This is a genomic window from [Empedobacter] haloabium (assembly GCA_008011715.2).
GTDB classification, from domain to species: Bacteria; Pseudomonadota; Gammaproteobacteria; order Burkholderiales; family Burkholderiaceae_D; genus Rugamonas; species Rugamonas haloabia.
The window spans coordinates 5,124,396-5,142,840 of sequence record CP136508.1; the positions used below are offsets into that span (position 1 = coordinate 5,124,396).

The 18,445-nt window shown below is 68.2% G+C and carries 16 protein-coding genes; 9 read left to right on the top strand and 7 right to left on the bottom strand.

The window, feature by feature from the left end; translation table 11 throughout:
* Nucleotides 1-47: 47 nt before the first annotated feature.
* Nucleotides 48-1,133 (top strand): porin, encoded by a 1,086-nt coding sequence (locus E7V67_022255; protein WUR12398.1) that lies wholly within the window; start codon nt 48-50, stop codon nt 1,131-1,133.
* 3 nt (nt 1,134-1,136) lie between these two features.
* Here E7V67_022255 and E7V67_022260 read toward each other — a convergent pair whose 3' ends face one another.
* Complete coding sequence (locus tag E7V67_022260) at nt 1,137-2,801, bottom strand: long-chain fatty acid--CoA ligase (GenBank protein ID WUR12399.1); 1,665 nt, start codon at nt 2,799-2,801, stop codon at nt 1,137-1,139.
* A 174-nt stretch (nt 2,802-2,975) separates the two neighbouring features.
* Here E7V67_022260 and E7V67_022265 point away from each other — a divergent pair, with 174 nt between their 5' ends.
* On the top strand, nt 2,976-3,416 hold the full coding sequence (locus tag E7V67_022265) for a PaaI family thioesterase (GenBank protein WUR12400.1): 441 nt from the start codon (nt 2,976-2,978) through the stop codon (nt 3,414-3,416).
* 7 nt (nt 3,417-3,423) lie between these two features.
* Here E7V67_022265 and E7V67_022270 read toward each other — a convergent pair whose 3' ends face one another.
* On the bottom strand, nt 3,424-4,239 hold the full coding sequence (locus tag E7V67_022270; protein ID WUR12401.1) for an IclR family transcriptional regulator: 816 nt from the start codon (nt 4,237-4,239) through the stop codon (nt 3,424-3,426).
* A gap of 228 nt (nt 4,240-4,467) precedes the next feature.
* Here E7V67_022270 and E7V67_022275 point away from each other — a divergent pair, with 228 nt between their 5' ends.
* From E7V67_022275 to E7V67_022305, 7 genes are read left to right on the top strand one after another with little or no spacing between them, the layout of a single operon-like run.
* Nucleotides 4,468-5,937 (top strand): aldehyde dehydrogenase family protein, encoded by a 1,470-nt coding sequence (locus E7V67_022275; protein WUR12402.1) that lies wholly within the window; start codon nt 4,468-4,470, stop codon nt 5,935-5,937.
* Complete coding sequence (locus E7V67_022280; protein ID WUR12403.1) at nt 5,934-7,049, top strand: Zn-dependent alcohol dehydrogenase; 1,116 nt, start codon at nt 5,934-5,936, stop codon at nt 7,047-7,049. Before E7V67_022275 ends, E7V67_022280 begins: the two co-directional genes overlap by 4 nt.
* A 60-nt stretch (nt 7,050-7,109) precedes the next feature.
* Complete coding sequence (locus E7V67_022285; protein WUR12404.1) at nt 7,110-7,973, top strand: branched-chain amino acid ABC transporter permease; 864 nt, start codon at nt 7,110-7,112, stop codon at nt 7,971-7,973.
* Nucleotides 7,973-8,977 carry a branched-chain amino acid ABC transporter permease gene (locus E7V67_022290; protein WUR12405.1) on the top strand — a complete coding sequence of 335 codons (1,005 nt, stop codon included), beginning with the start codon at nt 7,973-7,975 and terminating at the stop codon, nt 8,975-8,977. The genes E7V67_022285 and E7V67_022290 overlap by 1 nt, the downstream gene beginning before the upstream one ends.
* Nucleotides 8,970-9,728 carry an ABC transporter ATP-binding protein gene (locus tag E7V67_022295; GenBank protein ID WUR12406.1) on the top strand — a complete coding sequence of 253 codons (759 nt, stop codon included), beginning with the start codon at nt 8,970-8,972 and terminating at the stop codon, nt 9,726-9,728. Before E7V67_022290 ends, E7V67_022295 begins: the two co-directional genes overlap by 8 nt.
* Complete coding sequence (locus E7V67_022300; GenBank protein ID WUR12407.1) at nt 9,721-10,428, top strand: ABC transporter ATP-binding protein; 708 nt, start codon at nt 9,721-9,723, stop codon at nt 10,426-10,428. The genes E7V67_022295 and E7V67_022300 overlap by 8 nt, the downstream gene beginning before the upstream one ends.
* A 38-nt stretch (nt 10,429-10,466) precedes the next feature.
* The gene (locus tag E7V67_022305; protein WUR12408.1) at nt 10,467-11,627 is read left to right on the top strand and encodes an ABC transporter substrate-binding protein; all 1,161 of its coding nucleotides are present in this window, start codon (nt 10,467-10,469) and stop codon (nt 11,625-11,627) included.
* 222 nt (nt 11,628-11,849) lie between these two features.
* Here the strand turns inward: E7V67_022305 and E7V67_022310 are convergent, their stop codons facing one another.
* From E7V67_022310 to E7V67_022330, 5 genes are read right to left on the bottom strand one after another with little or no spacing between them, the layout of a single operon-like run.
* Complete coding sequence (locus E7V67_022310; protein WUR12409.1) at nt 11,850-12,614, bottom strand: SDR family oxidoreductase; 765 nt, start codon at nt 12,612-12,614, stop codon at nt 11,850-11,852.
* A complete protein-coding gene (locus E7V67_022315) occupies nt 12,601-13,758 on the bottom strand; it encodes an acyl-CoA dehydrogenase (GenBank protein ID WUR12410.1) in 1,158 nt (385 codons plus the stop codon). Before E7V67_022315 ends, E7V67_022310 begins: the two co-directional genes overlap by 14 nt.
* Nucleotides 13,759-13,768: 10 nt before the next feature.
* Nucleotides 13,769-14,977 carry an acyl-CoA dehydrogenase family protein gene (locus E7V67_022320; GenBank protein WUR12411.1) on the bottom strand — a complete coding sequence of 403 codons (1,209 nt, stop codon included), beginning with the start codon at nt 14,975-14,977 and terminating at the stop codon, nt 13,769-13,771.
* Nucleotides 14,978-14,986: 9 nt separating this feature from the next.
* Entirely contained in the window at nt 14,987-16,168 is a 1,182-nt protein-coding gene (locus tag E7V67_022325) for an acetyl-CoA C-acyltransferase (protein WUR12412.1), read from the bottom strand.
* Nucleotides 16,161-18,290, bottom strand: a complete 2,130-nt coding sequence (locus tag E7V67_022330) for a 3-hydroxyacyl-CoA dehydrogenase NAD-binding domain-containing protein (GenBank protein WUR12413.1) — start codon at nt 18,288-18,290, stop codon at nt 16,161-16,163. Before E7V67_022330 ends, E7V67_022325 begins: the two co-directional genes overlap by 8 nt.
* Nucleotides 18,291-18,445: the final 155 nt, after the last annotated feature.

Consider the following 18,445-nt stretch of genomic DNA (forward strand, 5'->3'; position numbering starts at 1 on the left):
TGGCTGCGCGGTCGCCAGGCTCACAACATAAAACAGGAGACGACAGGATGAAAAAGACCATCGCGGCCATGGCCGTGCTGTATGCGATGTCCCTCGGTGCCGCCGCGCAGTCCGGCATCACGCTGTATGGCATCGTCGATGCCGGTGTCACGCGCGTGTCCGGCAATGGTTCGGGCGGCAACCGCACCAGCGTCGAGGCGGGGCAGATGCAGGTTTCGCGCTGGGGCGTGCGCGGCGTGGAGGACCTGGGCAACGGGCTGAAGGCGCGCTTTGGGCTGGAAAGCACCCTGCTCAACGACACCGGCGTGGCCGGCGTGGCCACCGGCACGCCATCGAACACCAGCCTGTTCGACCGCGAAGCCACCGTCGGCATCGCCGGGCCGTTCGGCTCCCTGGACATGGGCCGCCAGAACATCCTCGGCGTGCAGTCCGTCGGCCTGGCCGATCCGATGGGACTGGCCTTTGCCGCCACCAGCCCGAACGTGCTGTTCGCGGCGATGAACCACTCCGGTGTGTACGGGCCGTATGGCGCCAACAACGGCGGCACCGCGCTGCGGCAGAACAATTCGGTGCGCTATGTCTCGCCGATCTGGCGCGGGGCCGGGTTCGCGCTGATGCACGGCTTCGGCGAGCAGGCCGGCGATGCCGAGAAAAGCACCTACCAGGGCGCTTCCGCCTTCTACAACAACGGCGCGCTGGCCGTCGCCGGCGCCTATGCGCGACTGAAGAACGTGACCAACACCGACCGGCTGGCGTCGCATGCCTACGGCATCAAGTACACCACGGGCGTGGCCGTGCTGAAGTCGACGTGGGCGCAGAACCGGCTGGAGAGCACGGGCCGCAAGATCACGATTGTCGGCGTCGGGGTCGACGTGCCCGCCAGCCCGGCCCTGACCTTGACCGGCGCGTTCTACAACACGCGCCGCTCGGGCGACCTGAGTGACGAGTCACGCCAATACATCTTCATCGCCCGCTATGGCTTCAGCAAGCGCAGCACGGGCTATCTGTCGCTGGGCCGCGCCACCACCGACAGCGTGGTCAGCGCCAGCCAGATCAACCTGGCGCAGGGCTTCGTCCCGGTCGGCAGCGATGCGGCCAACCGCTTCACGGTCGGCCTGATGCATTCGTTCTGACGCTCAGCGCGCGGCCGTGGCCTGCGCTTCCTGCAAGGTGCGCCACAGCACCTTGCCGGTGGCGGACTTCGGCAGCGCCGCGCAGAACTCGACGACGCGCGGGCTTTTATAGGCCGCCATGTTGGCATGGGCCCAGTCGACGATGTCCTGCTCGTTGACGGTGCCGGCAAAGCCGTCCTTCAACGCCACCACGGCCTTGACGGTCTCGCCGCGGCGCTCGTCGCGGCCGGCCACCACGCACACCTCGCGGATGGCGGGGTGGCGGTACATCAGCGCCTCCACCTCGGCCGGCCAGACCTTGTAGCTGCAGGCGTTGATCATGCGCTTCAGGCGGTCCACCATGAAGAAATAGCCCTCCTCGTCCTGCCGCCCCAGGTCGCCGGTGCGCAGGAAGCGCTTGCCGTCGAACTGCAGGAAGGCGGCGGCGCTGGCCTCCGGGTTGTTCCAGTAGCCCTGCATCACCTGCGGGCCGTGCACGACGATCTCGCCGACCTCGCCCGGCGGCAGCTCGGCCAGCGTGACGGGATCGATGACGCGCGCGTCGACGTCGAAGATGGGAATGCCCAGGCATTGCTTCTTCGGCCGCTCCGGCGGATTCACATGGGTCGGCGCGATGGTTTCCGACATGCCGTAGCCCTCGACATAGTCGATGGCCAGCAGGTCGTGCAGCTTCTGCGCGATCGCATCGGGCATCGCCGCGCCGCCACCGCTCATGCGCCGCACCGAGGACAGATCGTATTGCGCCACCCGGGGGCTCGACAACAGGTCCACCACCATCGTCGAGATCAGCTGCAGCGCGTTGACACGGTGGCGGCGGATGCATTCGGCGGCCGTGTCGCGGTCCCAGCGCGCCATCAGCACGATGGTGCCGCCGACGAAGATCGGACCGTTCATCCCGCCCTGCATGCCCGTCACGTGGAACAGCGGCAGCACCGACAGCGCCACCGCGTCCTGCTGCGTGCCGAACCACTGCATGCCGGCCACCGCCGTCACCATGGCGCCGCGGTGCGTGTGCATGCAGCCTTTCGGATAGCCGGTCGTGCCCGAGGTGTATGGCATCACGCAGAGGTCGTCCGGGCCGGTCGCCACCGGCGCCGGCTGGCCGTCATGCGCCAGCATGGCGCGCCACGGCACCACGCCCGGCTCCTCGATCGCGGCGCAGGGCGCGGCCACGAACTCCGGCACCTTCAGGTCGGTCGGCTGGCGCAGGTAGTCGGCATAGGTGGCCACGATGGCATGACGCAAACCATGGCCGAGCAGCGGCGCCACCTGCGCATGCAGGTCCTGCGCCACGAAGATGGTATGCGCACCGGTGTCCTCCACGTAGTGGCGCAGTTCTTCCGTGAGATTCATCGGATTGACGGGCACCACCACCGCGCCGGCGCGCAGGATCGCGTAGTAGGCCAGCACGAACTGGGGGCTGTTCTGCAGGTACAGCAGCACGCGGTCGCCCGGCGCCACGCCGCATTCTTGCTGCAGGTAGGCGGCGATGCGGCCCGTTTCTTCCCAGCACTCGGCATATGTGAGCGGCGTGTCGTAGAAGACCAGGCATGGCTTGTCGGGATAGCGCACCGCCGACACTTCCAGGTTGTAGCACAGGTTGGTAGCCGGCACCGTCAGGTGGCGCGGCAGGCCCCTGGGCCAGACGACGAGATGGCGTTCGTTCATCGGCTTGTCTCCATTATTGTCTTGCAGGACGATCGCGCGGCGTCAGGCGTACGTCGATGAATACCGCCAGGCGAAACACTGTTTTAGCCCGGTTCAGTGTAGCAGTGGCAAAAAGTAATGTAAACTCGGCCGCAACAGTTGGCGCGGTTTCACTCAGCAGAACAAGGCGAGACGATGAGCAAAGAGATACCTGCAGGCTTCGAACGCCTGCAACGCGGCGGCCCATACATGGCGGGCCTGGGTGAGCTCTACCTGCGGCAGGAGGGCAGCGTGATCGTCATCGCGATGCGCGTGAGCGAGCGCCACACCAATATGCGCGGCATCGTGCATGGCGGCATGCTGGCCAGCCTGGCCGACACGGCGCTGGGTATCGGCTTGACGTTGTCGTGCGAAGCCCGCCACTCCTTCGTGACCGTCAGCCTGACGACCGATTTCCTGGCGGCGGCGCGCCCGGGCGACTGGCTGGAGGCGCACGTGCAGGTCGACCGCATCGGCGGCCGCGTGGCGTTCGCCGGCTGCCGCCTGCAGGTGGGGGAAAAGATGGCGCTGCGCGCCAGCGGCGTGTTCGCGGTGATGCCGCCGCTGACGCCGGAACAGCTGGCGGCGGGCTACTGAAGCGCGGTCAGGTTTCGAGCTTGCGCGCGATCTCGATCAGGCGCGGGCGTACCTCGTCCAGCAGGAACTCCTTCGACACACTGGAGGACGGTCCGCCGCAGTTCATCGACATCAGCTGGCTGCCGCCGATCGGCATGAAACCGACGGCGATGCCGTTGACGTCCTTCTGCCAGTCGCCGAACGAGGTGGCGCAGCCGTACTGCTGGTAATCGGCCAGGCCCCGCTCCAGGCCCTGGCGCAGCGCGCCGTGCGCCATCTCGTCCAGTTCCGACGAACGCGCCAGGATCTCCTTGCGCTCCTGCTCGGAGGCGCGTGCCAGGTAGGCGCGGCCGAGCGCGGACACCGCCAGCGGCAGGCGCGATCCCACCTGCAGCGCCAGCGCCAGCGCGGCCTGGCTGCGGCACACTTCCACGTAGATCATCGACAACCGGTCGCGCATCGCGATCGACACCGTGGTGCCGGAAAACTCGGCCAGCTCCTGCATCATCGGCCGCGCCAGCTGGCGGATATCGAGCCGCGCCAGCATCGCGCTGCCCAGGCCCAAGGTGGCGGTGCCCAGCATGTAGCGCCCGTTGCTTTCCTGCGCCAGGTAGCCCAGCTTGGTCAGCGTGTAGGTAAAACGCGTGACCGTCGATTTCGGCAGGCCGCAGCGTTCCGCGATCTGCTGGTTGGTCAGGCTCTTGTCGGCGCGGCGGAAGCACGCCAGCACCTCCAGCCCGCGCGCCAGTGCCGTGATGTAATAACGGTCCTCGTTGTTGCGCGTTCCCTCCTGGTCCGCCGCCTGGTCGGCCGCGTCGGCCGGATTCAGTTCACTATCCTGCATGCTTGCTCCTGTTGGAATATCCCCACGATGCCGGCACGACCGCGCTTGTGGCACACTGCCCCTGCGGCCCGGTCGAAGCTTCGACCGTTGTGTCCGTCCCGCCTCCTGCCCGCAAAAGTCGTTGCCGGGCTTACAAAATTGACGTATTCTTTTTTCATTCCATTTTACCTGCGATAGTTTTGCACAGCAAAACAAATCTACGCGCACGCACACAGGAGCCCTGCCAGCATGCCAGAAGCACAGGTTCACCCCACACCTCCCATTACCCGTGACCGGCTGTTTATCGCCAAGCGCTGGGTCGCACCGCACGGCACCTCTGCCATCGACGTCATCGATCCCGCCCATGAAACCGTGCTCGGCCGCATCCCGGCCGGTGACGAGACCGATGCCGAAACGGCCGTGCAGGCCGCGCGCGCCGCGTTCGAGGCCTGGAGCGGCACGCCGCCCGTCGAGCGCGCCGCCTACCTGGGCCGCATCGCCGAAGGGCTGCGCGCGCGCAGCGACGAACTGGCGCAATTGATCGCCAGCGAGGTCGGCATGCCCCTGAAGCTGGCGGCCGCGATCCAGGTCGGCTCGCCGGTCGCCATCTTTGCCGACTACGCCCGGCTGGCCAGGGAGTTCGAGTGGGAACGCCAGGTCGGCCATTCGCGCGTGCTGCGCGAAGCCGTGGGCGTCGTGGCCTGCATCACGCCTTGGAACTACCCGCTGCACCAGATCGCCGCCAAGGTGGGCGCCGCGCTGGCGGCCGGCTGCACCGTCGTGCTGAAGCCATCCGAGGTGGCGCCGTTGAACGCCTTCGTGCTGGCCGAAGTGATCGAGGCGGCCGGGCTGCCGGCCGGCGTGTTCAACCTCGTCACCGGCTACGGCCCCGTCGTGGGCGAAGCGCTGGTGCGCCATCCGGACGTGGACATGGTGTCGTTCACCGGCTCCACCGCCGCCGGCCGCCGCGTCGGTGAAGTGGCCGCGGCCACCGTCAAGCGTGTCGCGCTGGAACTGGGCGGCAAATCCGCGTCCGTGATCCTGCCGGACGCCGACCTGGCCGCGGCGGTGAAGGGCACGCTGAGCGCCTGCTTCCTCAACAGCGGCCAGACCTGCTCCGCGCACACGCGCATGCTGGTGCCGGAGGCGCGGTACGACGAAGCGGCGCACCTGGCCGTGCAGGGTGCAGCCGCCTACACGGTGGGCGATCCGTTCCAGGCCGGCGTCAAGCTGGGTCCCCTCGCCTCGCCGGCCCAGCGCGACCGCGTGCGCGCCTACATCCGGCGCGGCATCGAGGAGGGCGCGACCTTGCTGTGCGGCGGCCCGGAAGCGCCGGCAGGCCTGGATACCGGCTGCTACGTGCAACCGACCGTGTTCGGCCGGGTCGACCCGGCCAGCACGGTCGCACAGGAGGAGATCTTCGGCCCGGTGCTGTCGATCATTACCTACCGCGACGAGGACGACGCGGTGCGCATCGCCAACGACACGCCGTATGGCCTGGGTGGCGCCGTCTGGGCCGGCAGCGACGAGCGCGCGTTCGCCATCGCGCGGCGCCTGCGCACGGGCCAGGTGGACATCAATGGCGGCGGCTTCAACGGCCGCGCTCCGTTCGGCGGCTACAAGCAATCCGGCAACGGCCGCGAACTGGGCACCTACGGCCTGGACGAATTCCTCGAGTACAAATCGCTGCAATGCAAACCGAACCGGGAGACGGCATGAACGAACCGAAATACCAGCGCGCCAAGGCCGTGCTGTGCCGCACCACGGGCGAGCCGGTCGTGGTGGAAGAGATCGAAGTCGAATACCCGCGTCGCGGCGAAGTGATGATCCGGCTGGCCGCCTGCGGCATCTGCCACAGCGACCTGTCGGCCACCAACGGCACCATCCCGATGCCGGCGCCGCTGGTGCTGGGGCATGAAGGCGCCGGCGTGGTCTGCGCCGTGGGCGAAGGCGTGACGGAATACGCGGTGGGCGACCACGTGCTGAGCTCATTTGTGAGCATGTGCGGCAAGTGCCGCTACTGCCAGACCGGCCGGCCGCAGTTGTGCGACCAGGCCGCCAAGGCGGCGATCTCGCTGCCGGACGGCAGCGTGCGCACGCGCGACCTGCAGGGCCAGCCGATCAACGTGTTCTCCGGTTGCGGCGTGATGGCCGAATACGCCACGCTGCACGTCGATAACGTCGTCAAGATCAGTGCCGACGTGCAGCTCGACCACGCCTGCCTGGTGGGCTGCGGCGTGATGACGGGCGTGGGCGCCGCCGTCAACACCGCGAAGGTGGAACCGGGATCGGTGGCCGTGGTGTTCGGCTGCGGCGGCGTGGGCCTGAACGCGATCCAGGGCTGCCGCATCGCCGGCGCCGCGATGATCGTCGCGGTGGACCTGTCGGACGCGAAGCTGGCGATGGCGCGCGAATTCGGCGCCACCCATACCGTCAACAGCGCCACGCCCGAGCTGGTAAAAGCGATCCGCAAGCTGACCGGCGGCGCCGACTACGCCTTCGAATGCGTCGGCAAGGGCGAGATCGTGGCGCAGGCGTATGGGGTGCTGGGCAAGGGCGGCAAGGCGGTGGTCGTCGGCGTGGCCGCACCGAAGGATATGACGACGATCCGCACCGGCAGCCTGACCTTCGAGGAAAAGACGCTGACGGGCAGCTATTTCGGTTCCGCGCGGCCGCGTCAGGACTTCCCGCGCCTCTTGGCGCTGTACCGCGAAAAGCGCCTGAAGCTGGGCGAACTGATCACGCGGCGCTACCGCATCGACGAGGCGCCGCAGGCCTTCGCCGACCTGGCCGAAGGCCGCAACGCCCGGGGAGTGATCATGTTCGACTGAGTCCTTCCCGCAGCGGCATCCAAAAACGCACTACCCAATATATAAGAACGGAGACAGATTTTGGAGCTTTTCCTGCAGCAGGTCCTGAACGGGCTGACGCTGGGGGGCGTGTACGCCCTCGTCGCGCTCGGCCTGACGCTGGTGTACGGCATCCTGCACGTACCCAATTTCGCCCACGGCGCCTTCTACATGGCCGGCGCCTACTCGGCCTTCTTCCTGATCAACCGGCTGGGGCTGAACTACTGGTGGGGCATGGCAGGGGCCGCCGTGACGGTGGCGCTGATCTCGGTGCTGTCCGAGCGGCTGGTGTTCCACCCGCTGCGCAAGGCGCCCTACCTGCACCACATGATCGCCTCGATCGGCATCCTGCTGTTCCTGGAAGCAGGCGCGCAAGCGCTGTGGGGCGCGGACTTCCACCGCATGGAGACGCCCTACACGCAACTGCTGACCTTCGGTTCGTTGACCCTGCCGGCGCAGCGCGTGCTGATCATCGGCGCGGCCTTCCTGCTGGTCGTGCTGCTGCAGCTGTTCCTCACCAAAACCATCACCGGCGCCACCATCGTCGCGATGGCGCAGAACCGCGAGGGCGCCGCCCTGGTCGGCATCGACGCCACGCGCGTGGCGATGCTGACCTTCGCCATCGCCGGCGCGCTGGCCGGCATGGCCGCCGTGCTGTACGCGCCGATCAACCTGGTCTACACGTCGATGGGCCACCTCGTCATCACCAAGGCCTTCGTCATCATCGTGCTGGGCGGGATGGGCAGCGTGCCGGGCGCCATCGCGGGAGGTCTGATCATCGGCTTCGCCGAAGCGTTCGGCGCCTTCTACATCTCGACCGACTACAAGGACATCATCGCGTTCGCGCTGCTGGTGCTGATCCTGTCGGTGCGGCCGCAAGGCCTGTTCGCGCGGGGAGCCCACTGATGAAGATGCTCAATCCGACCGCCGGCTGGACCCTGCTGCTCGTGCTGGCGCTGGCCTTCCCATTCTTGGCCGGCAACGATTACCACCTCACCGTGATGTCCACCGCCTACATCTACGCGATCGCCACCGTGGGACTGAACCTGATCACCGGCTACACGGGCCAGTTCAACCTGGCGCACAGCGGCTTCATGGCCGTGGGCGCCTACACGGTCGGCATCCTGACCGTGGACCACGGCTTCACCTTCTGGGCCGCGCTGCCGCTGGCCGGCCTGGTCGCCGGTCTCCTCGGCGTCTTCGTCGGCCTGGTGTCGCTGCGCCTGAAGACGCACTTCTTTTCCATCTTCACGCTGTGCGTCGGCTACATCATGTTCCTGCTGATCGAGAAATGGGAAAGCCTGACGCACGGCACCGTCGGCATCGTCGGCATTCCCGCGCCGGAACCGGTCGCGGGGCTGGACTTCTCCGAGCCGCGCGCGCTGTATTACCTGGTGCTGGGCTTCCTGGTCGCCAGCCTGTGGGTCATGCACCGCATCGTGCGCTCGCTGCTGGGCCGCACCTTCATGGCGATCCGCAACAGCGACGACCTGGCGCAGGCGCTGGGGATCGACCTGATGCGCAACAAGCTGCTGGCCTTCGTGCTGTCCGTGTTTTTCGCCGGCCTGGCCGGCGGCCTGTACGCGGGTTCGGTGCGCTTCCTCGGCCCCGGCATCGCCGGCGTCGAGCACACCTTCGACATGACAATGTACATGCTGGTCGGCGGCATCGGCACCCTGCTCGGCCCCCTGCTGGGCGCCATCGGCGTGCCATGGCTGACGCAATACCTGCAGTTCCTGCAGGAGTACCGCTTCGTCGTGTTCGGCCCATTGCTGGTGCTGCTCGTGATCTTCCTGCCGCACGGGATCGTGGGTACGTGGCTGAACCGGCGCCGCCGCCGGGTCGCCCGCGGCGCGCCGACGGTTCCGGCCACCGCGCCAGCGCCGGTCCAGGAGGTGCGCCATGCTTGAGATCACCTCGCTGACCAAGCGCTTCGGCGGCCTGACGGCCGTGCATGACGTCAGCGCCAGCTTTGCGCGCGGCACCATCAACGCCATCATCGGCCCGAACGGCGCCGGCAAGACCACCTTCTTCAACCTGATCAGCGGCGCGCTTCGTCCCAGCGCGGGCCGCATCGTGTTCGACGGGCGGGATGTGACGGGCCTGCGCGCGGACCAGGCGGCCCGGCTGGGCATGGCGCGCACCTTCCAGACCACGGCGCTGTTCGACACGGCGACGGTGCTGGACAACCTGATCGTCGGGCACCGCCTGCGCACGCGCTCCACGCTGGTCGACGTCATCCTCGGCACCAAGCGCCTGCGCGACGAGGAACGCATCTGCCGCGAGAAGGCGCGCGCAGCCCTGGACTTCGTCGGCCTGGCACACATCGAATCGCGCGTGGCCGGCGACATCTCGCAGGAAGAGCGCAAGCGCGTGGCCTTCGCCCTGGCGCTGTCCACCGATCCCAAGCTGGTACTGCTGGACGAACCGGCCGGCGGCGTAAATCCCGAGGAAACCGACGGCCTGGCGCGGCTGATCCGCAAGATGGCCGCCAGCGGCCTGACGGTCTGCCTGATCGAGCACAAGATGGACATGATCATGAACCTGGCCGACCGCATCCTGGTACTCAACTACGGCGAGAAGATCGCCGAGGGCACGCCGGCCGAGGTCCGCGCCAATCCGGCCGTCATCGAGGCCTACCTGGGGAGCGAACATGCTTAGACTGGACAAGGTGTCGCTGTCGTATGGCAGCTTCCGCGCGCTGCACGACGTCAGCATCCATGCCGACGAGGGCGAGCTGGTCGTGCTGCTGGGGTCCAACGGCGCGGGCAAGAGCTCGATCTTCCTGACGATGAGCGGCCTGCAGCGCGCCGCCTCGGGCAGCATCCGCTTCGGTGCCCGCGAGCTGGTGGGACGCAAGCCGTCGCAGATCGTGGCGGACGGGCTGGTGCACTGCCCGGAGGGGCGCAAGCTGTTCCCCGGCATGTCCGTGCTGAAGAACCTGACCCTGGGCGCCTACGTGCACCGGCGCGACAGCAAAGGGGTGGCGCGCACGCTGGACGAGGTGTTCGAACTGTTCCCGATCCTGCACGAGAAAAGGGAGGCGCCGGCCGGCTCGCTCAGCGGCGGGCAGCAGCAGATGGTGGCGATCGGCCGCGCGCTGATGGGGCGGCCGAAGGCGCTGCTGCTGGACGAGCCGTCGCTGGGCCTGGCCCCGCTGGTCGTCAAGCAGATGTTCGAGATCATCGCCCGCATCAACCGGGCCGGCACGACGGTGCTGCTGGCCGAGCAGAACGCGTACGCGGCGCTGAACATCGCCAGCCGCGCCTACGTCATCGAACAGGGGCGCATCGTGCTCGAGGGCGGGCGCGACGAGCTGCTGAACAACGCGCAGGTACGCAAGGCGTATATCGGTGCTTGATACCGGCGCATGAGCACATAAAAACCACAGGAGACCAGATGAAACCGCAAATCCGCCTCACCATCCTTGCCGCCGCCCTCTCGCTGGCCGGCGCCGCGTCGGCCCAGGAAGTCATCAAGATCGGCTTTTCCGGCCCATTGAGCGGGGGCGCCGCGCTGTACGGCAAGAACGTCCTGTCCGGCATGCAGATGGCGGCCGCCGAGATCAACGCCAAGCCGCTGCAGATCGGCGGCAAGGCCTACAAGCTGGAGATCGTCGCGCTGGACGACAAGTACAACCCCAGCGAGACCGGCATCAACGTGCAGCGCCTGGTACAGCAGCACAAGACGGCGGCCGTGCTGGTGCCGCATTCGGGTGGCATCTTCGCCGTGCAGGCGTTCAACGAGAAGGCCAAGGTCCTGCTGCTGGCCTATACCAGCCTGCCGCAGGCCACCGAGCGCGGCAACAAGCTGACCGTGCGCCTGCCGCCGGATTTCACCGGCTACATCGGCCCGTTCACCAAGGCGATGATGGCAAAGCACGGCAAGAACGTGGCGCTGGCGGCGGCGGACCACGACTACGCCAAGGCCTGGGCGGCCGCGTTCAAGCCGGCGTGGGAAGCAGCCGGCGGCAAGGTGGTCGCCGAGAACCCCATGTCGTACAACAAGGCGACGGACTTCTACAGTGGCGTCAGCCGCGTGATCCAGGCCAAGCCGGACGTGCTGTTCATCGGCGGCGCCTCGGAACCGACGGCGCTGGTGGCCAAGCAGGCGCGCGAGCTGGGCTTCAAGGGCGGCTTCATCATCATCGACCAGGCCAAGATCGACGAGATGGCCAAGGTGGTCGGCGGCCTGGCGCCGCTGGAAGGCTCGGTCGGCGTGATGCCCGTCTCCGGCGACGACCGTCCGGAGCCGGCCGCGTTCACGGCACGCTACCGCAAGGCCAATCCCGGCAAGGACCCGTCCAGCGAAATCAGCATCAACTACTCGGCCGTCCATGCCACCGTGGCGGCGATGAAGCTGGCCGGTACCGTCAGCGACGCCGCCGCGATCCGCGCCAAGATGGACCAGGCCTTCAAGACGCTGCCGCCGGAGCACAACCCGAACGATATCGAGGGCCTGGACAGCAAGGGCGGCACGGTGGCGAACACGATCATCGGCATCGTCGAAGGCGGCAAGATCAAGGGGCAGTTCCTGCGCGCCTTGAACACGGTGCAGTAAGCACCGGTGCCAGGCTGGGGTCAGCCGCAGGCGGATCCCTCAACCCCAGGCCCAAAACCGGGGTCAGACCCGCCGGGTCTGACCCCAGCTCTCCGCTGTTGGGTGCAAAGCCGTCTGCGGCAGGCTGATAATTTTCCTTAACTTAGCGGCATTAGGGTCAGTCCCCGTTGGGGACTGACCCTATGCGCGGCGCCATGTAGCAAGCAGAAACCAAGGGGTTAGTCAGACGGTCACGCCACCATCCACCACGATCGCCTGCCCCGTCACGAAACTGCCCGCCCGCGAAGCCAGGTACACCGCCGTGCCCGCGATCTCGTCCGGCTCGCCGATGCGCCGCAGCGGCACGCTGGTGTTCACCTGGTGCAGCCGCTCCGGATCTTCCCACAGGGCCCGCGCGAAATCTGTCCTGATCAGCCCCGGCGCGATGCAGTTGACCCGCACGTTGTGCGGCCCATACTCCACCGCCAGGTTGCGCGCCAGCTGCATGTCCGCCGCCTTCGACACATTGTACGCGCCGATGACGGGCGAGCCGCGCAACCCGCCGATCGACGAGACGATAATGATCGCGCCGTCGCGCCGCTCCAGCATTGCCGGCGCCACCATCTGGATCAGCCAATGGTTGGCGATGACGTTGTTGTCGAGGATCTTGCGGAACTGCTCGTCGCTGATGCCGCTCATCGGCCCATAGTACGGGTTCGACGCGGCGTTGCAGACCAGGATGTCGATGCGGCCGAATACCCGCACCGTTTCATCGACCAGATGCCGCAACGCTTCCTTCGAAGCGATATTGGCCGGCACCGCCAGCGCGGTGCCTTGCCCGTGCTCCGCATCGATGGCGGCGGCCACCCCGGCGCACACGTCCGCCTTGCGCGACGAGATCACGACCTTCGCGCCATGCTGCGCCATCCTCTGCGCGATCGCCAGGCCGATACCGCGGGTGGAACCGGTGACGACGGCGACCTTGCCGCTCAGGTCAAACAAGGTCATGTGCCCTCCCCAGGTCGCGGGTCAACTCCACATAGCGCTGCAGGTGATGGTCCTCGTCGCCCAGCTGGTGGTCGATCATCACCAGGCGCTTGGCGTAGTGCGACAGCGGCAGCTCCCACGTCATGCCGATGCCGCCGTGCAGCTGGATGCACTCCTGCGCCACCAACGTGCCGATGCGGCCGATGGTGTACTTGGCGGCGGACAGTGCGCGCTCGCGCGTGAGCCGGTCCGCCTCGAGCGCGGCGGCCGCGTTGATGACGGCCGAGCGGGCCTGCTCCACCTCCAGCAGCAGGTCCGCCATGCGGTGCTGCAGCGCCTGGAAGCTGCCGATCGGCACGCCGAACTGCTTGCGCGTGCGCAGGTAGTCCAGCGTCGCCGCCTTGGCTGCTTCCATCGCTCCCAGCGCTTCCGCGCACAGCGCCAGAATGCCGCGGCCCACGGCGCGCTCCAGCGTCGGGTAACCGTGGCCATCCTCTCCCAGCAGCGCGTGGGCGTCCAGTCGCACGCTGTCGAACGTCACCTGCGCAACCCGGCCGCCGTCCATCGTCGGCGTGCCCAGCACCGCCAGCCCGGCCGCGCTGGCCGGCACGAGGAACAGCGAGATGCCGCGCTCGTCGTCGATCGCGCCTGCCGTGCGGGCGGAGACCACGAACAGCCCCGCATGCTCGCCATGCGGCACGACCGACTTGAGGCCGTCCAGCACCCAGCCGGCGCCGTCGCGGCGCGCCGTCATCCCCACCCGCGCCAGCTCGTAATGCGTGTCCGGCTCGTCATGCGCGAAGGTCGCGATCGTGCTGCCGTCGACGATCCCGGCCAGCAGCGCCTTCTGTGCATTGCTGCCGGCCGCCGCGATGGCTTCTCCTGCCAGCACGGCGCTGCCCAGCAACGGTTCCAGCACCAGGCCGCGGCCCAGCGATTCGAACACCACCGCGATATCGTGGCCGGTGCCGCCGAAGCCGCCGTCCTCCTCGCGGAACAGGGCACCCAGCACGCCCAGTTCGGCGAATCGCGCCCACAGTTCCGTTGAAAATCCCCGGCTCGATGCGGCAATGCGGTTGCGCGTCTCGAAGCCGTATTGCGCGGCGATGAAGCGGTCCAGGCTGTCCGCCAGCATGCGCCGTTCTTCCGTATGCTCGAAATTCATGGTGCTTCCTTTACAGGCCGAGGATCATCTTGGCGATGATGTTTTTCTGGATTTCGTTGGAGCCGCCGAAGATCGACAGCTTGCGATTGTTGAAGTACTGCGCCGCGGCAGCATGGGCGAAGTCCGGACCGAAACGCGGCGCTTCCACGTCGCCGTCCAGCGCGGCCGCGATGAACGGTCGCGCATGCACGCCCATCGCCCGCCGTGTCAGCGCCAGGATCTCCTGCCGGATCTCGGTGCCGCGGATCTTCAGCATGGAGCTCTCGGCACCGGGCACACCGCCGCCGGCCACCGCCGCGATCATGCGCAGGTTGGTCGTCTTCATGTTCTCCAGGTCGATTTCCACGCGCGCCAGCCGCGCCGCGAAGGCCGGGTCTGCGGCCAGCGGGCGGCCGTTGCGGCGCACCTCGGCCGCGACCTTCTTCAGCCGCTGCAGCGCCGCCACCGACAGGCCGACGCCGGCGATATTGGTGCGCTCGTACGTCAGCAGGTATTTGGCGCAATTCCAGCCACGGTTCTCCTCGCCCACCAGGTTTTCGGCGGGCACCCGCACGTCGGTCAGGAACACCTCGTTGACCTCGTAGCCGCCATCGAGCGTGATGATGGGCCGCACCTCGACGCCGGGCGAGGTCATGTCCACCAGCAGGAAGCTGATACCCTCCTGCTTCTTGGCCTCGCGGTCGGTGCGCACCAGGCAGAAGATCATGTTGGCGTACTGGCCCAGGGTCGTCCAGGTCTTCTGGCCGTTGACGATGTAATGCTCGCCCTGCCCGTCCACCCCGCGCACGGCGGTGGTGCGCACGGCCGCCAGGTCGGAGCCCGCACCGGGCTCGGAATAGCCCTGGCACCACCAGTCGGAGCCGTCCAGGATGCGCGGCAGCCAGCGGCGCTTCTGCGCCTCGCTGCCATACTTGATCAGCACGGGGCCCAGCATGTTGACGCCGAACGGCACGATGCGCGGCGCGTTGGCCAGCGCGCACTCGTTCTCGAAGATGAACTTCTCGACGGCCGTCCAGCCCGGCCCACCGTATTCGCGCGGCCAGTGGTTGGCCAGCCAGCCCCGCGCGTTCAGGATCGCATGCCATTCTTCCATGTCGGCCTTGGAAAGGTGACGGCCGCCCGCCACCTTGCTCGACAGCCGCTCAGGCAAGCGCTCGGCCAGGAATGCGCGCACCTCGTCGCGGAAGCGCTCTTCTTCAGGGGTGAAATTCAGGTCCATGACGATCCTTCAGTAGATTTCGAACAGGCCGGCGGCGCCCATGCCGCCGGCAATGCACATCGTGACCACGGCATAACGGGCGCCGCGCCGCCGCCCTTCCAGCAGGACGTGACCGGCCAGGCGCGCGCCCGTCATGCCGAACGGATGGCCGATGGCGATGGCGCCGCCGTTGACGTTCAGGCGCTCGTCCGGAATGCCCAGGCGCTGCTGGCAATACAGAGCCTGGGACGCGAAGGCCTCGTTCAGTTCCCACAGGTCGATGTCCTCGACCTTCAGGCCATGCCGCGCCAGCAGCTTCGGCACCGCGAACACGGGCCCGATGCCCATCTCGTCCGGCTCGCAGCCCGCCACCGCCAAGCCACGGAAGGCCCCCAAGGGACGCAAGCCAGCCTGCTCGGCCAGGCGCGCTTCCATCATCACGCAGGCCGAGGCGCCGTCGGAAAGCTGCGACGCATTGCCGGCGGTGATGAACTGGTCCGGCCCCATCACGGGCGCCAGTTTCGCCAGCGCCTCGTACGTGGTGCCACGGCGGTTGCAGTTGTCTTCCTCGACCGTGACTTCGCGGTGCGACACCTTGCCGGTTTCCCTGTCGGTGACGGTCATTGTCGTCGTGCAGGGCACGATCTCCTCGCGGTAGCGCCCCGCCAGCTGCGCTTCCTCGGTCTTGCGCTGGCTGGCGACGGAAAAGCGGTCCTGCGCCTCGCGCGAAATGGCGTAGCGGTGCGCGACGATGTCGGCGGTCTCGATCATCGGCATGTACAGCGCCGGCTTGTGCTCCAGGATCCACGGGTCCATGCCCGTGTCCGCACCTTCGCGGGTGCGGATGTGCGAGATGCTTTCGACGCCGCCGGCGATCATCGCCGGCGCGCCATCCAGCACGATGCGCCCCGCCGCCATGGCGATCGCCTGCAGCCCGGAGGCGCAGAAGCGGTTGACGGTGGTGCCGGCGATGGCGATCGGCAGGCCGGCGCGGATCACGGCCTGGCGCGCGATGTTGCGGCCGGTCGTCCCTTCCGGGTAGCCGCAGCCCAGCACCGCGTCCTCGATCAGGTCCGGCTCGATGCCGGCGCGCTCGACGGCGGCACGGACGGCGAACGCCGCCAGCGTCGCGCCGGGGGTGATGTTGAATTCGCCGCGGTGCGCCTTGGTCAGCGGGGTGCGGGCGGTGGACACGATGACGGCTTCACGCATGGTTGGCTCCCGGTTGATTGAGACTGTCGAAGTTGGCGCCCCGCTCGACGAGGCGCAGCAGCAGCGGCGATGGCCGCCAGAACAAGGGATCGTCCTCGGCGTAACGCTGGATGTCGGCCAGCACTTGCGGCAGGCCCACCATGTCGGCGTACTTCATCGGCCCGCCGCGGTGGCGCGGGAAGCCGTAGCCGTGCAGCAGCGTGACGTCCACGTCCAGGGGGCGCAGCGCGATGCCCTGGTCGACCACGTTGGCGCCCTCGTTGATCATCGCGGCCAGGTAGCGCCGCACGATCTCGTCGTCGCTGAATGTGCGGGGTGTGACGCCGGCGCGCTGGCGCTCGGCGTCGATGATGGCTTCCACTTCCGGATCGGGCACGCCCTGGCGGGCGCCGTCCGGATAGCGGTAGAAGCCGCGGCCCGTCTTCTGGCCGAACCAGCCGCGCTCGCACAGGCGGTCGGCGATCTGCACGTAGCGCGCGGCCGGGTCGCGCGTGGCCGCCTTGCGCTTGCGCGTGGCCCAGCCGATGTCGCCGCCGGCCAGGTCGGCCATCTCGTACGGCCCGATCGGATAGCCGAAGGCGCGGATGGCGCGGTCGATCTGGTACGGCGAGGCGCCGTCCTCCATCATGTGGTCGGCGGCCTGGCGATACACGGCCAGCATGCGGTTGCCGATGAAACCGTCGCAGACGCCGGCGCGCACGGGCGTCTTGCGCAGCCTGCGCGCCAGCTCGAACGCGGTCGCCACCACGTCCGGCGCCACCTGGGCCGGCACCACGATCTCCAGCAGCTTCATGACGTGCGCGGGCGAGAAGAAGTGCAGGCCGATGATGTCCGCCGGCCGCCTTGTCGCGGCCGCGATGCGGTCGACGTCGAGGTAGGAGGTGTTCGTCGCCAGCACGGCGCCGGGCTTGCAGACCCGCTCCAGCTGGGCGAACACGGCCAGCTTCACGTCCAGCTCCTCGAACACGGCCTCGATGACGAGGTCGACCTCGGCCAGCGCCTCGAACGCGGTACTGCCGTGCCAGCGCGCCAGCACGGCGTCGCGCTGCGCGGCCGTCATGCGACCCTTGGCGACGAGGCCGTCGTACACCTTCGTCACGTTGGCGCGGCCGCGCGCCAGTGCCGCCTCGTCGCGCTCGACCATCGTCACCGGCAGGCCGGCGTCCAGCAGCGCCACCGCGATGCCGGCGCCCATCGTGCCGCCGCCAACCACGCCCACGGCGTGGACGGGGCGCGGCCGCGCCGTGCCCATCTCCGGTGCCTTCGCCGTGGCCCGCTCGGCGAAGAAGGCATGCACCAGGCCAGCGCGCTGCGGGCTGTCCAGGCATTCGATGAACACCTGGCGTTCGCGCGCCAGGCCCGCGTCGAACGGCAGGTCGAGCGCGGCCTGCACCGCTTCGACGATCCGTCCCGGCGAAAACAGGCCCGTGGGCTTGCGCGCGATGCTCTCGCGGGCCGCGTCGATGGCGGCCTGCTGTGCCGGCCGATCCGCCAGCGCGCCAGCGTCACGCGTGCGCCGGACCGGCGCGCCCTGCGCCAGCAGTTCGCGCACATAGGCCAGACCTTCGTCCTGCGCCACGTCGCCGGCCGCCACGCGGTCCACCAGCCCAAGCTCGAGCGCCTCGGCCGCGCCGACGTGGCGGCCGCCCAGCATCAGATCGAGCGCCGCCGCGGCACCGATCAGCCGGGGCGTACGTTGGGTCCCGCCAGCGCCGGGCAACAGGCCAAGCAGCACCTCGGGCAGGCCCAGCCTCGCCGACGCCAGCGCGATGCGGTAGTGCGCGGCAAGTGCCACCTCCAGGCCACCGCCCAGCGCGGCGCCGTGGATGGCGGCGAGCACCGGCTTGGCGCAGGCCTCGATGCGGTTGCATACGTCCGGCAGCGCCGGTGGCTGGGGCGGCTGGCCGAATTCGCGGATGTCGGCGCCACCGAGGAAGTCGCGCCCCGCGCCGAGCAGCAGCACGGCGCGCACGCGCGGCGTCGCCTCGGCCGTCTCCAGCGCCTCCAGCAGCCCGCGACGCACGCTGGTGCCGAGCGCATTGACCGGGGGGTTATTGATCGTTACCACAAGGATATCGTCGTGCAGCTCGCGCACGACGGCGGGGGAAGCGCCGGCATTCATTGTCACTCCTTGGTTTCGCTATGCGGTTTATCGTTTTGTCTATTGAACCGCAGTAGACGATACCCCATGTTGCACCACGATGTAAAACCTGTCAAAAACCCCGTATAGCCCACGCCATCAAGAAATTTCCGCAGAACAGGGGCCTGTGCCGCGTT